Origin of the sequence: Streptomyces sp. NPDC049627, assembly GCF_044465645.1 — a bacterium.
GTDB lineage: Bacteria > Actinomycetota > Actinomycetes > Streptomycetales > Streptomycetaceae > Streptomyces.
In genome coordinates this window covers 203,678-217,710 of record NZ_JBITLW010000003.1, presented here as the reverse complement: position 1 = coordinate 217,710, position 14,033 = coordinate 203,678, and the positions used below count along the sequence as shown (strand labels likewise).

10 protein-coding genes are annotated in these 14,033 nt (G+C 69.7%); 5 read left to right on the top strand and 5 right to left on the bottom strand.

Annotated features, from left to right (window positions below; genetic code table 11):
* Positions 1-92: 92 nt before the first annotated feature.
* The 4 genes from ACIBU0_RS10120 to ACIBU0_RS10105 all read right to left on the bottom strand — a co-directional run bounded on the left by ACIBU0_RS10120 (position 93) and on the right by ACIBU0_RS10105 (position 7,360).
* Positions 93-1,721, bottom strand: a complete 1,629-nt coding sequence (locus ACIBU0_RS10120; RefSeq protein ID WP_398814551.1) for an ABC transporter substrate-binding protein — start codon at positions 1,719-1,721, stop codon at positions 93-95.
* Between the two features lie 614 nt (positions 1,722-2,335).
* Positions 2,336-4,243, bottom strand: a complete 1,908-nt coding sequence (gene typA / locus ACIBU0_RS10115) for a translational GTPase TypA (protein ID WP_398814549.1) — start codon at positions 4,241-4,243, stop codon at positions 2,336-2,338.
* Between the two features lie 137 nt (positions 4,244-4,380).
* Positions 4,381-4,995: a hypothetical protein gene (locus ACIBU0_RS10110; RefSeq protein WP_398814546.1), complete on the bottom strand. Its 615-nt coding sequence runs from the start codon at positions 4,993-4,995 to the stop codon at positions 4,381-4,383.
* Between the two features lie 142 nt (positions 4,996-5,137).
* Positions 5,138-7,360: an ABC transporter family substrate-binding protein gene (locus ACIBU0_RS10105; protein WP_398814543.1), complete on the bottom strand. Its 2,223-nt coding sequence runs from the start codon at positions 7,358-7,360 to the stop codon at positions 5,138-5,140.
* A 377-nt stretch (positions 7,361-7,737) separates the two neighbouring features.
* Between ACIBU0_RS10105 and ACIBU0_RS10100 the strand changes: the two genes are divergently transcribed.
* The 4 genes from ACIBU0_RS10100 to ACIBU0_RS10085 are packed head-to-tail and all read left to right on the top strand — an operon-like array spanning position 7,738 to position 11,611.
* Entirely contained in the window at positions 7,738-8,028 is a 291-nt protein-coding gene (locus tag ACIBU0_RS10100) for a hypothetical protein (protein WP_398814540.1), read from the top strand.
* A gap of 27 nt (positions 8,029-8,055) precedes the next feature.
* Positions 8,056-8,877 carry a hypothetical protein gene (locus ACIBU0_RS10095; protein ID WP_398814537.1) on the top strand — a complete coding sequence of 274 codons (822 nt, stop codon included), beginning with the start codon at positions 8,056-8,058 and terminating at the stop codon, positions 8,875-8,877.
* Between the two features lie 20 nt (positions 8,878-8,897).
* Entirely contained in the window at positions 8,898-10,841 is a 1,944-nt protein-coding gene (locus ACIBU0_RS10090; protein WP_398814534.1) for a fumarate reductase/succinate dehydrogenase flavoprotein subunit, read from the top strand.
* Entirely contained in the window at positions 10,838-11,611 is a 774-nt protein-coding gene (locus ACIBU0_RS10085) for a succinate dehydrogenase/fumarate reductase iron-sulfur subunit (protein WP_398814531.1), read from the top strand. The genes ACIBU0_RS10090 and ACIBU0_RS10085 overlap by 4 nt, the downstream gene beginning before the upstream one ends.
* Here the strand turns inward: ACIBU0_RS10085 and ACIBU0_RS10080 are convergent.
* Positions 11,592-11,921, bottom strand: coding sequence for a hypothetical protein (locus ACIBU0_RS10080; protein WP_398814529.1), 330 nt, complete (start codon positions 11,919-11,921; stop codon positions 11,592-11,594). The two genes, ACIBU0_RS10085 and ACIBU0_RS10080, sit on opposite strands and share 20 nt — an antisense overlap.
* Before the next feature lie 180 nt (positions 11,922-12,101).
* Here ACIBU0_RS10080 and ACIBU0_RS10075 point away from each other — a divergent pair, with 180 nt between their 5' ends.
* Positions 12,102-13,769 carry a hypothetical protein gene (locus tag ACIBU0_RS10075; RefSeq protein ID WP_398814526.1) on the top strand — a complete coding sequence of 556 codons (1,668 nt, stop codon included), beginning with the start codon at positions 12,102-12,104 and terminating at the stop codon, positions 13,767-13,769.
* The last annotated feature ends 264 nt before the right edge of the window (positions 13,770-14,033 follow it).

The following is a 14,033-nucleotide window of genomic DNA, read 5'->3' as shown; positions in this document are numbered from 1 at the left end:
AGGATGCGTGTGGAAAGGGCCCCCCAGCCGCTGCCGTCCCCCCGGGAGCGGCGCCGTCCGGCGTCGCTCCCGGGATCGCGGGCTGTCAGCGGTTACTTCTTCTTGACCTGAACGCCGGTCAGGATCGGGTCGCCGTCCTGGGCGTACGCGACGCCCGTGACGTTCTCCGAGTAGCCCGCGTTGACCTTGTAGTACCAGAGCGGGATGCTCGGCATGTACTCGGGGAGCTTCTTCTCCAGCTCCTGGTACAGCTTCTGCGACTCGTCCTGCGACTTGGCGCCGTCGGCCTGGGAGATCAGGGTGTCGATCTCCTTGTTGGAGAAGCCGCTCTGGTTGCCGGAGGACTTGGTGCCGAACAGGTCACGCAGGAAGTTGGCGTTGAAGGGGTAGTCCAGCACCCAGCCCGAGCGGTACATGGACTTGACCTCCTTCGCGTCACGCGCGTTGAGGTCGGCCTGGAAGTCGGCCTTGGAGTCGCCGGTGCACTTCACACCGACGGCCTTGGTGATGGAGTTGCAGACGGCCTCGACCCAGTCCTTGTGGCCGCCGTCGGCGTTGTACTGGATGGAGATGGCGTTGCCGGGAACGCCGCCGCCCTCCTTGATGAGCTGCTTGGCCTTGGCCGGGTCGTACTTGAAGATGTCCGTGCCGAGGTCCGGCTGGTAACCGAGGACGCCCTTGGCGACCCAGCCCGTGGCGGGCTCACGGGTGCCCTGGAGCACCGTCTTCGTGATGGTGTCGCGGTCGATCGCCATCGACAGGCCCTGCAGGACCTTGGGGTCGATGTCCTTCCACTGCTTGGTGTAGAAGGCCGGGGCGACCGTCTGGATCGCGGAGTAGGCCTGGTCCACGGCGCGGTCGCCGAGGTCCTGCTTGTAGACCGGCAGGTCCTTGGGCGCGATCTGGCGCAGGACGTCGACGTTGCCGGACTTCAGGTCCTGGTAGGCCGTCTCGAGGCTGGTGTAGTTCTTGAAGAGCACACCACCGTTCTTGGCCTTGTTCGGACCCTGGTAGTCGTCGTACCGGGCGACCTCGATCTGCTTCTTGTGGTCCCAGCTGACGAACTTGTAGGGGCCGTTGCCGATCGGCTTCTCACCGGCGGCCTTCGGGTCCTTGTAGAAGGACTCCGGCAGCGGCGAGAAGACCTCGTAGCCCAGCTTGTACACGAAGTACGGCAGCGGGCTGGTCAGGGTGATGGTGAAGGTGTTGGGGTCGACGACCTTCAGGCCGGACATCTCGGTGGCCTTCGGCTTGCCCTTCTCGGGGGCGACGTCGGAGTAGCCCTGGATGTCCGAGAACCAGAAGCTGTTGGTCTGCTTGTTCTCCGGGTTGGCCGCCCAGTTCCAGGCCTTGACGTAGGACTCGGCGGTCACCGGGGTGCCGTCGTGGAACTTCCAGCCCTGCTTCAGCTTGACCGTGAAGGTCTTGTTGTCCTTGGTGTCCACCGACTCGGCGTTCACCATGACGATCTTGCCGCTCTTGTCGTAGTCGACGAGCGTGGAGAACAGAGCACGCGTGACGATGCTGCCGTTGGACTCCATGGTGTTCGCGGGCTGCAGCGGGTTCTGCGGCTCGCCGACCTCGATCGAGAACTTGCCGTTCGGGTCGATCGCGGCCTTGCTGTCGCTTCCGCCGTCACCACTTCCACCACCACAGGCGGTCGCGCCCAGGGCCACAACCGCGGCTATCGCGACCCACTTGGCGCTCTTGGCACCGCGCATGGGTTCCTCCTCATGAGTCCATTGGTTCACCGCAAAGGGGCGCACAAGACACGCTGCCGCCACCGTCACCGGCAGCGAAGAAAGTCTGGTGCCCCCACGCTCGCGAGTCTGCGCCCCGTCAGCGCGTGACTCGTTCTTCCGAGCTCTACGCGCCTAACTATCTGTCATTGCCACATGGCCGAACCACACCCGTAAGGTCTCGGTTCGATCACACCTGGCGGCTACTTCTTCCAAAATCCGGACAAAGGGTTTGACGAAAGATCCCTGCGAAACGGACTTGTTACACATCTATCGGGAGTGAGCGTCCGCATTCCGGACGGATCGGTGTGGAAAATCGGTTGCGGCCGCCGCGGCCGTCATGCATGGCGGATTCGTCACACCCTCGCGGCAAGGCCGACCGGTCACCGTGCGTGTACGCCGACGGCGGCACAGCGGGTCCACAGAAGCCTAGTGGTCATCCGGTGAAGACCAGGCCCCTCTCCTGTAAATAGAGGGTTTTCCCTACGACTCCCCCGGGCCCTCCCTGCAGCTCCCTCCGGCCCCCTACGACGACACCGGGCACCCGCCGCTCGGCGGGTGCCCGGTGTCGTCGTGTCAGGCCGGGAGGGCCGGCGTCAGCCGTGCTTGGCGCGGCTCGCGGCGCGGGCGCGCTCGCGGGCGTCCAGGTTCACCTTGCGGATGCGGACCGCCTCCGGGGTCACCTCGACGCACTCGTCGTCGCGGCAGAACTCCAGGGACTGCTCCAGCGACAGCTTGCGCGGCGGAACGATCGACTCGGCGACATCGGCCGTGGACGACCGCATGTTGGTGAGCTTCTTCTCCTTGGTGATGTTGACGTCCATGTCGTCGGAGCGGGAGTTCTCACCGACGATCATGCCCTCGTACACCTCGGTGCCGGGCTCGACGAACAGCACACCGCGCTCCTGGAGGTTCGTCATCGCGAAGGCGGTGACGGCACCGGAGCGGTCGGCGACCAGCGAGCCGTTGTTGCGCGTCTGCAGGGCGCCGAACCAGGGCTCGTGGCCCTCGTGGATGGAGTGGGCGATACCCGTACCGCGCGTCTGGGTCAGGAACTCGGTCCGGAACCCGATGAGACCGCGGGAGGGCACGACGAACTCCATGCGCACCCAACCCGAGCCGTGGTTGGACATGTTGTCCATACGGCCCTTGCGCACGCCCATCAACTGCGTGACGGCGCCCATGTGTTCCTCGGGCACGTCGATGGTCATGCGCTCGACGGGCTCGTAGACCTTGCCGTCCACGTCCTTGGTGACGACCTGCGGCTTGCCGATGGTCAGCTCGAAGCCCTCGCGGCGCATGGTCTCGACGAGGATGGCGAGCGCGAGCTCACCACGGCCCTGGACCTCCCAGGCGTCGGGGCGGTCGGTCTCCAGGACGCGGAGGCTGACGTTACCGATCAGCTCGCGGTCGAGGCGGTCCTTGACCTGGCGGGCGGTGACCTTGCGGTCCTTCACGGCCGCCTTCGCGTCGGCGCCCTTGCCGGTGCCGCCGCGGCCGACCAGCGGGGAGGTGTTGGTGCCGATGGTCATCGAGATCGCGGGCTCGTCGACCGTGATCAGCGGCAGCGGGACCGGGTTCTCGGTGTCGGCGAGGGTCTCGCCGATCATGATGTCGGGGATACCGGCGACGGCACAGATGTCACCGGGCCCGGCCTTCTCCGCCGGCTTCCGGGTCAGCGCCTCGGTCATCATCAGCTCGGAGATCCGGACATTGCTGACGGACCCGTCACGCTTCATCCACGCGACCGTCTGGCCCTTCTTCAGCTCGCCCTGGTGGACGCGGAGCAGGGCGATACGGCCAAGGAAGTTGTCGGCGTCGAGGTTGGTGACGTGCGCCTGGAGCGGGGCGGTCTCGTCGTACGTCGGGGCCGGGATGTGCTCCAGGATGGTGGAGAAGAACGGCTCCAGGCTGGTGGAGTCGGAGGGTACGGTCCCGTCCTCCGGCTTGGTGAGCGACGCGACGCCGTCACGGCCGCACGCGTAGACGATCGGGAACTCGATCTGCTCCTCGTCGGCGTCCAGGTCGAGGAAGAGGTCGTAGGTCTCGTTGACGACCTCGTCGATCCGGGAGTCCGGCCGGTCCGTCTTGTTGATGCACAGGATGATCGGCAGCCGCTGCTGGAGCGCCTTGCGCAGCACGAAGCGGGTCTGCGGCAGCGGCCCCTCGGAGGCGTCGACGAGGAGGACGACCCCGTCGACCATCGACAGACCACGCTCGACCTCGCCACCGAAGTCGGCGTGGCCGGGGGTGTCGATGATGTTGATCGTGATCGGGTCCCCGCCGTCCTTGGGGTGGTACTTCACCGCCGTGTTCTTGGCGAGGATCGTGATGCCCTTCTCACGCTCCAGGTCGTTCGAGTCCATCATGCGGTCGTCGACGGAGTCGAGCTGGTGGGCGGCGAAGGCACCGGCCTGCTTCAGCATTCCGTCGACGATGGTCGTCTTGCCGTGGTCGACGTGGGCGACGATGGCGACGTTGCGGATGTCGTGGCGCGTGGCCATATTGCGGCGTTCTCCCGGAGTGTGAGGACGGCTCTCGCGTACGTCTGTGTTACGCGGGCCCTGCCGGGCTGGACACGCCACGGCCTCACCCCATGGTACGGGGCCGTCGCGGTAAGGGCTCGCCGGGCCGGATCGGATCAGGTGGCCCTGGTCGCCGGGGAGCCTTCCGGGCAGGTCCGGAGGGCGGCGTCATGGCCGGTCGTGATGTCCGAGGGCTCCGAAGAACAGGGGAGGAAGCCGCTGCCGCTCCCCTCCCAGGTGCGCACATGGCCCTTGATCGGGGTGCCGCTCCCGCAGGTGTACGTGAAGTCGGCGTCGACCAGCTTGAGGTACCCCCACGAGTAGTACGCGCCCTTGAGATCCCCGGTCTCCGCCTCGAAGTGCTCCTCAACCCCGTCTCCGTATTTCTCGGACGGGCCTGCGAGCGGCCACTCGACCTTCAGGTGCCTGCCCAGCGCCTTGATCACGCCGACCGCGCCGACGCCCTTGGGCGCGACGCTCACCGAGGGTCGGTAGACCGTGTCGTCCACGCGCTTGAGCTTGGACGAATACGACGCCGTCTTCTTCTCGAAGAAGATCGGGTCGGCGAGCTCGGTCAGCTTCTCGGTGCGCTTCACGCCGGACCAGGCGTACGTCCCGTCCGTGCAGGCCTCGACCCGGTCGTCCGTACCGCCGGTGCAAGCGGCGAGCCCCGCCGCCATCGCCACCGCGGCCAGTCCCGCCGCCCAGATCCGCCGTGCCGTACCCCGCATGATCGGTGCCTCTCCCCCGTGGCGCGGACGCGGTCGGCGCCCGCACCATGATCACTGTGGGACTCATGGTGCGGGCGCCGGGCAGGGGCGGCAAGGGCTTTGAGGTATCCCTGAGGTGGCCGGACCTGGGATACGGCCCCTTTCAGCCGCCCGACGACGCGCTCGCCGACGCCTTCGCCCCCTTCTCCAGGAACCCCATGTCCTCGAACACCGGCGTCCCGAAGCCGAAGGCGCCCGCGTTGGCGACGTTCTTCCGTGCCGCTGTCAGCTGGGGGCGCTGGTAGAGGGGGATCGAGCCGGCCGCCGCCCAGATGCGGGAGTCGGCCTTGCGGATCAGGGAGCGGGACTCGGACTCGTCGAGCGTGGCGATCGCCTGGTCGAAGAGCTGGTCGACCTGGTCGGTGCCGACCCGCGTGTAGTTCTGCTCGACGTTCAGGGAGCCGTCGGCGGCCGGCACCGGCTTGGCGTAGATGGGACGGGCGTCGGTGGCGGGGTAGGCGGAGGCGGGCCAGGAGTACAGGGCGAGGTCGTACTGGCCGGACGCGATGTGGTCCTTGAAGTAGCTCTCGTCCGGGACCTTGCTGATCGCGGTGCGGATACCGACCCGCTCCAGCATCAGCCCGATCCGGTCCGCCACCGTACGCAGCGTCTGCGAGCCCTCCCCCGAGGGCACCACGAAGCGCAGCAGCAGCGGCTTGCCTTTCTTCGCCAGCGGCCGGGCCGCCGCGCCCGCCGGTGCGGCGGTGCCCCGGGGGGCGTACGCGCCGGGTGCCGCGCCCTGCTCCAGTTGCTTGCTGCCGTACTGCTTGCCGTCCTGGGCGAGGTGCGCCCCCTCGCGGCCCTCGCCGCCGTCCGCCTTGCCGTCCGCCTTGTTGTCGTTCCCGTTGTCCTCCCCGACGATGTACGTCCCGTCATCGCCGTCTGCGGACTCCGAGTCCTTGTCGTGCTTGCCGTGGTTCTCGGCCTTGTGGGCCCTGTCGGCCTTCTCGCTCCGGTCGGCCTTCTCGCCGTCGTCGCCCTTGCCGGCCTTCTTCCCCTCCGGCCCCGCCGCCTTCTCCCCCTTCTTCGCCTCCTTGATCGGGCCACCCGGCACCCACCCGGCATCCGCGAGCAGTGCCTGTGCCTCCTCCGTGTCCTGGTCGCCGATCGCGCCGCTGTTGTCGGCGTACGCGACCTGGCCGGACAGCGCGAGGTGGCTGCCGACCGGCTGGGCGGGCAGGCCGAGCGGGGCGAGGACCAGCTTCGCCAGTTCCTTGCGGTCGAGCGCGCGGGCCACGGCCCGCCGGACCCGCTCGTCGGCGAGCGGGCCGTCGGCACCGTTGAGGGCCAGCTGGGTGTAGGCCGGTTCCAGGGACTTGCGCACCTCGAAGCCGCGGAAGGCGGCCGCCTCCCGGCGCTGCTTGGGGGTCATCCTGCGCCGGTCGGGGCCCATCAGGGGCGAGCCCGAGCCGACCGGCGAACCGCCGGCACTGGCGGTGGCGCTCCGCGGCGGCGAGGCGAGCGCGATGCGCCGGGCCGCGGCGGGGTCGATCTCGGCCAGGTCGAGCTGTCCGGCAGCCAGTTCGGCGGCCCGCTCGTCGCGCGGCACGGCCCGCAGCACGATCTCCTGCAGCTTGGCCCGCTCTCCCCACCAGCGGGGGTTGCGGGTGAGCCGGACCTCGTCGGCCTTGCGGTCGATCTTCTTCAAGGTGAACGGCCCCGCGGTGATCTTCAGCTTCCGCCGCGCCCCGTCGTTGAACGAGTCCGGCGTGCCCATGACCTCCTTCGGGTACAGCGGCGAGAACAGCGAACGCCAGTCGGCGTACGGCCGCCCGAAGGTGACCCGGACCTCCAGGTCGCCCTTGCCGCGCTCGATCTTCTCGATGCGGTCGTAGCCGGCGTTGCGGGCGGTCCAGTAGGCGCTGTCCTTGCCGGACAGGGCCCGCCACTGGGCGGCGAAGTCGGCGGCGCCGATCTCCCGGCCGTCGCTCCAGACGGCCGCCTGGTTGAGCTTGTAGAGGACGACCTGCTTGGGCTCGGTCTCGACGATCTTGGCGGACTCCAGGAAGTCCGGGTTGCGCTCCGGCCGCCCGCTCTCGTCGAGCCGGAACATCGAGGGCAGGGTGGCCTGCGCGATCCGGGTCGTGGTCGCGTCGGCGTCCGACTGGAAGGTGTTCAGCGTCTCCGGCATGGCGTCCACCGCCCACCGCAGCGTGCCGCCGTCGGCGACCAGGGCCCGGGCGGCCGGCGCGATGTCCTGCCCGGCGAGCGGTTTTCCGGCCGGATCGGGGTCACTGCATCCGGCGAGCAGGGACACAGCGAGCGCGCTCGCGCCGAGGACGGCGACCGACCGCATGACGGAGCGTGTTCCGACGCCGTGGGACATCTCTGGTACCTCCGGGGAGCGGCTCCCGCCGGTGAGTTGTGTACGTTTTGATCACGTTTGGCGGTATTTTGGAGTTGATCAGATCTACGGCCCCCCACTGAAGAGGAAAGGGTTCGCCCGGCGGAGACGACACGGCGGCGGAGGCGCACAAGGCCACCCGTGTGGAGCAACGCACTCCCACACGCACCTGAGCCACGCACCCCCGCCACCCCCTCGCCTCCCCGGCGCACACAGAGCGCGTGCGGGCGCGCGTCGGAGGCATGCAATCCGCCAATCGCTGCACATGCCTTCACATCGACAGGTGTGACGCGCAACACTCGCAGGCGCATGAACGTTGCCACCCAGGGCCGAACGGCCCGCGGAAGTGAGGTCACGTCATGTCCGTGCAAGACGACCTGACAACTGTCCAGCGCTGTCTCGACGACCTGGCCCGGTCCGTGGGCCGCCTGGAGAAGCAGCTCGGCACCGCCGGTCTTGAGATGCGCCGCGTCCGGACCGACGCCAACCATCTGCGCGAGAGCGTCGCGCTGCTGCGGGAGTCGGCCGTGAGCCCGGCCACGCAGCGCAAACCGGAACTCGTCACCATCCCCGACACGCCGTACGACGACTCTCTGTGGATCGACACGGACGACGAGGGTCTAGGCGCCCGGGACCGCCACGCCCCCTGAGAACCCACACCCGACCGGAGTCATGCATTGGCCACTGGTACGGAACCCCATCTGAACAGCGGCGGCGTACGCACCGGTACGCGCGCCGCGATCGCCGCCCCGCACCTGCGGACCGACCGCTGGTGGCTGGCCCCGGCCGCCACCGCGGCCGGTCTGCTGGCCTTCGTCGTGTACTCGACCTGGCGGGCCTTCGCCAACGCGGACTATTACGCGGCGCCGTACGTCTCCCCGTTCTACTCGCCCTGTCTGGCGGAGAACTGCAAGCCCATGCACGCGGGGCCGAACTGGGACCTCTTCGGGAGCTGGTGGGGCATCTCCCCCGCGATCATCATCCTGATCTTCCCGCTCGGCTTCCGCCTGACCTGCTACTACTACCGCAAGGCCTACTACCGCGGCTTCTGGATGTCGCCCCCGGCCTGCGCGGTGGCGGAACCGCACAAGAAGTACAGCGGTGAGACCCGGTTCCCGCTGATCCTGCAGAACATCCACCGGTACTTCTTCTACACCGCGATCCCGGTCGCCGGGATCCTGACCTACGACACGGTGCTCGCCTTCCGCGACGAGAACTACGAGTGGGGCCACATGGGCCTCGGCACGCTCGTCTTTCTCGTCAACATCGTGCTGATCTGGGCGTACACCCTCTCCTGTCACTCCTGTCGGCACATCGTCGGCGGCAAGCTCAAGCACTTCTCCAAGCACCCCGTGCGCTACCGCATGTGGCAGTGGATCGGGAAGCTCAACGCCCGCCACATGCTGCTCGCCTGGACATCGCTGGTGAGCGTGGCGCTCGCCGACTTCTACGTCTATCTCGTCGCGTCCGGGGTCTTCGACGATCCGCGCTTCTTCTAGATTTGGTGGGGACTGAACAGATGTCCGTGGTCGAACGGCAGGAGTGGGACGTCGTCGTGGTCGGCGCCGGCGGGGCGGGTCTGCGGGCGGCGATCGAGGCACGGGAGCGAGGCGCCCGTACGGCCGTGATCTGCAAGTCGCTGTTCGGCAAGGCGCACACCGTGATGGCCGAGGGCGGCATCGCGGCGGCCATGGCCAACGCCAACGAGCACGACAACTGGCAGGTCCACTTCCGCGACACCATGCGCGGCGGCAAGTTCCTCAACCAGTGGCGGATGGCCGAGCTGCACGCGCGGGAGGCCCCGGACCGGGTGTGGGAGCTGGAGACCTGGGGGGCGCTCTTCGACCGCACCAAGGACGGCCGTATCTCGCAGCGCAACTTCGGCGGCCACGAGTACCCGCGGCTGGCGCACGTCGGCGACCGCACCGGCCTGGAGCTGATCCGCACGCTCCAGCAGAAGATCGTCTCGCTGCAGCAGGAGGACAAGAAGGAGACCGGGGACTACGAGTCCCGCCTGAAGGTCTACCAGGAGTGCACGGTCACCCGTATCCTGAAGGACGGCAGCCGGGTCTCCGGCGTCTTTGCCTACGAGCGCGAGACCGGCCGTTTCTTCGTCCTCGAAGCCCCCGCGGTCGTGATCGCGACGGGCGGCATCGGCAAGTCCTTCAAGGTGACGTCGAACTCCTGGGAGTACACGGGCGACGGCCACGCGCTGGCGCTGCTCGCCGGGGCTCCCCTGCTCAACATGGAGTTCGTGCAGTTCCACCCGACGGGCATGGTCTGGCCGCCGTCGGTGAAGGGGATCCTGGTCACGGAGTCGGTGCGCGGCGACGGAGGGGTGCTGCGCAACTCCGAGGGCAAGCGGTTCATGTTCGACTACATCCCCGACGTCTTCAAGGAGAAGTACGCCGAGTCGGAGGAGGAGGGCGACCGCTGGTACGAGGACCCGGACAACAACCGGCGTCCACCGGAGCTGCTGCCCCGCGACGAGGTGGCGCGGGCGATCAACGCCGAGGTGAAGGCGGGGCGGGGCTCCCCGCACGGCGGCGTCTTCCTCGACGTCTCGACCCGTATGCCGGCCGAGGTCATCAAGCGCCGGCTGCCGTCCATGTACCACCAGTTCAAGGAGCTGGCGGACGTCGACATCACCGCGGAACCGATGGAGGTCGGGCCGACGTGTCACTACGTCATGGGGGGCATCGCGGTCGAGTCGGACACGGCGGCGGCGCGGAACGTACCGGGCCTGTACGCGGCCGGTGAGGTGGCGGGCGGCATGCACGGCTCGAACCGGCTCGGCGGCAACTCCCTCTCCGACCTGCTGGTGTTCGGGCGCCGCGCGGGCTGGCACGCCGCCGAGTACGCGGCCGCGCGGGCCTTCGAACGCCCCGAGGTCAGCGACCTGGAGGTCGACACGGCGGCCGCGGAGGCGCTGCGGCCCTTCTCGGCGGAAGGCCCGGCCGGGGGCGAGGACGACGGGCGCCCGCCGGAGAACCCGTACACCCTGCACCAGGAGCTCCAGCAGACGATGAACGACCTCGTCGGCATCATCCGTCGCGAGGGCGAGATGGAGCAGGCGCTGGAGAAGCTCGCGGATCTGCGCGTACGGGCCCGACGGGCTGGCGTCGAGGGGCACCGCCAGTTCAACCCCGGCTGGCACCTCGCGCTCGACCTGCGCAACATGCTGCTGGTCAGCGAGTGCGTGGCCCGGGCGGCGCTGGAGCGCACGGAGTCGCGGGGCGGCCACACCCGCGAGGACCATCCGACGATGGACCGCAAATGGCGCAACATCAACCTGCTGTGCCACCTCGCCGACCCGACGGGCGGCCTCGCGGCCACCGACCCGGAAAGCGGCCAGATCACTCTCGTACGGGAGACCACCGACCCCGTCCGCCAGGACCTGCTGGCTCTCTTCGACAAGGAGGAGCTGGTCAAGTACCTCGCTGAAGAGGAGCTCTACCAGTGAGCAGCAGCTACGAGGCCCGCTTCAAGGTGTGGCGGGGCGATGTGCAGGGCGGCGGCCTGGAGGACTTCAAGGTCGAGGTGAACGACGGCGAGGTGGTCCTCGACATCATCCACCGCCTCCAGGCCACCCAGGCCCCCGACCTGGCCGTCCGCTGGAACTGCAAGGCGGGCAAGTGCGGTTCGTGTTCGGCGGAGATCAACGGGCGTCCGCGGCTGATGTGCATGACGCGGATGTCGGTGTTCGACCGCGAGGAGACGATCACCGTCACACCGCTGCGGGCGTTTCCGGTGGTCCGGGACCTGGTCACGGACGTCGGCTTCAACTACACGAAGGCGCGTGAGGTCCCCGCCTTCGTGCCCCCCGCTGACCTGGGCCCCGGCGAGTACCGGATGATGCAGGAGGACGTGGACCGCTCGCAGGAGTTCCGCAAGTGCATCGAGTGCTTCCTGTGCCAGGACACCTGCCATGTGGTCCGCGACCACGAGGAGAACAAGACGGCGTTCGCGGGCCCGCGCTTCCTCATGCGGGTCGCCGAGCTCGACATGCACCCGCTGGACGCGGCGGGCGAGAGCGGCCTGGACCGCAAGAAGACCGCGCAGGACGAGCACGGACTCGGCTACTGCAACATCACCAAGTGCTGCACGGAGGTCTGCCCCGAGGGCATCAAGATCACGGACAATGCCCTGATCCCCTTGAAGGAACGGGCGGTCGACCGCAAGTACGACCCGTTGGTGTGGCTGGGATCGAAGATCAGGAGGCGGTCTTCGTAGCGGTACCGTCGGGGCGGCCCGGCTTCGTGGCCAGACGCTGGACATACAGGCCCAGGAAGTTCACGACCATGCCGATCAGCGCGTACCGGGCGTAGTGGCCGGTCGGCCCCTGGAGCGGGCCGAGGAAGATGAACATTCCGATCCCGATCGCGACGGCCAGCGTGCCGTACCCCCACAGCCGGGGCCGCAGTATCTTGGCGCGCCCGCTCTCCGGCCCCGGGATGATCCGGCCGGTGGTGATCGCGACCACCGCGAACACCACCCCGGCCGCCACCACCAGTGCGGCCACCGCCACCAGCGCTTCATGCATGCCGATCATGATTTCACCAGCTCCGGCACGCACAAGACATTTGACTCGGCGATGGCCCGCATCGGGCCAGGATTTGGGAAACCCGCCCCACCGGGCTCCCCTCCCGACCCCACCCGGCTCCGCCCCATCCCGGACGCACCCCGCTCGCGCGGTCGCATTCCTGCTCATACGCTCCGAAATGTGACGTCATCCTTGATCCGGGGCCGGCCGCGGCGTGGGGCCTCGCACATATCGGTGCGGGTCGTGCTTGCCCTGGTGGGTGGGCTGATCGGGGTGGTGTGGCTGGTGCTGCCCGGGTTGGTGGTCGGGGACGGGGGGCCGGTCGCGGGCGGGGCGGAGCGGCCCGTTGCCGGGGCGGTGGGGCAGGGGGAGGTCGGGGAGACGTCCGCTGTCGAGCTGGTGCTGCCGGTGCTGGCCGTGGTCGTGGTGGTGGTGCTCGCGGGGTTCGGGTTCCTGCGGCGGAGGCGGCGGGCACGGGAGCGTACGACACCCGGGGGCGCGCCGGTCCGGGTCGCCGAGCCGCAGATGGCGGAACTCGACGAGCGGGCGCGGGCCTTGCTGGTCGAGGCCGATGACTGGGTGCGGGTCGGTCGGGAGGAGCTCGGGTTCGTCGAGGGGCGGGTCGGGATCGTGGGTGTCCGGCCGGGTGCCTCGCTCGGGGCGGCGGACGTCGAGCCGTTCGCGCGGGTGCTGCGGGACGCCGAGGCCGAGCTGGCGGTCGCGTTCCGGATGCGGTGGCAGTACGAGGGCGGGGTGCCGGAGGAGAGCGCGGCCCGGCGGCATGTGCTGGCCGGGATCGTCGGGCGGGCCGAGGAGGTGGGGCGGCTGCTGGATGCGCAGGCCGCCGCGTTCGACCAGCTGCGCGGGCTGGAGGAAGGCCTGGGCGGAGGGCTGGGCGAGGCGTTGGCCGTCGCGGAGGGCCGGTTCAGGGAGCTGGCCGGGCGGGCCGGTGGTGCCGACGCGGCTGTCCGCGAGCTCCGTGAGCGGTACGCCCCCTCGGCCGTCGCCGCCGTCATGGGCCACGTCGAGCAGGCCAAGGACCGGCTGGTGTTCGCCACGGCCCGCCTCAACCACGCCCGCCAGAGCGCCGACTCGGGCGACAACGAGCGGGCCGCGGGCCAGTTGCGGTCCGCCGAGGGCGCCATCGCCCAGGCCGCCGTCTTCGTCGACGGCATCGACCGGCTCGCCGGGGAGCTCGCCACGGCGGCGGCGATGGTTCCGGCCACGCTGACGGGCGGGGAGGCGGAGATCGCCGGGGCGCGGGAGTCCTTGGCGGGGATCGGAGCCGCGTACGCGGACGTCCCTCCCGGTGAGCTGCGGGCCCGTGTCGCCCATGCCGACGTCGTCCTGGCCGTCGTACGGGAAGACCTGACCGCCGGGCCGTACGACCCCCTCGACCTGCTGCGGCGGACCGTGCGGGGCGTCGGGCCCGTGGTCTCGGGGCGGGCCGGCGTGCTTCCGGTCGCGGCGCTGGTGTGTGCGCGCAGTGCCGTCGCCGCCGCGGACGACGTGATCGCGACACACCGGGCCGCGGTGGCCGGCGAGGCCCGCGTCCGCCTGGCGGAGGCCCGGCGCCTGCTCACCTCCACGCCGCCCGGCCGGGACCCGCGCCGACAGCTCGCCGACCTCCTCACCGCCGACACCCTGGCCCAGCAGGCCCGCGAACTGGCCGAACAGGACGCCCGCATGCACGGCCACCCCATCGACGGCCCCGGCGAGGACACCGCCGGCCTCGCCGGAGCGGTCCTCGGCGGCGTCCTGCTGGCCGGGCACCCGGACGCCGGCCCTCCCGCGAGTTTTGGCGGACCCCGCACCCGGAACCGCCGCGAAGGCCCGCCGCCTGAGTGAACGGCCTCGCAACGGCCGCCCGACCACGCCCCGAACGAACCCGCACCCGCCGCCGGCGCGCCTGGCCCGCAAGGGCCACCCGCCCCCGACAGCTATGGACGCAGGGGCGGTGCGGGCGGGAACACCCTCCCAACGACGAACCCGCACCCGCCGACGGCGCGATCGCCCCCAAGCGGCCACCCGCCTGCGGCAACGAAACCCGCACGGGCGGTGCAGGCGCAAACACCACCCCATCGACGAACCCGCACCGGCCAACGGCGAAAC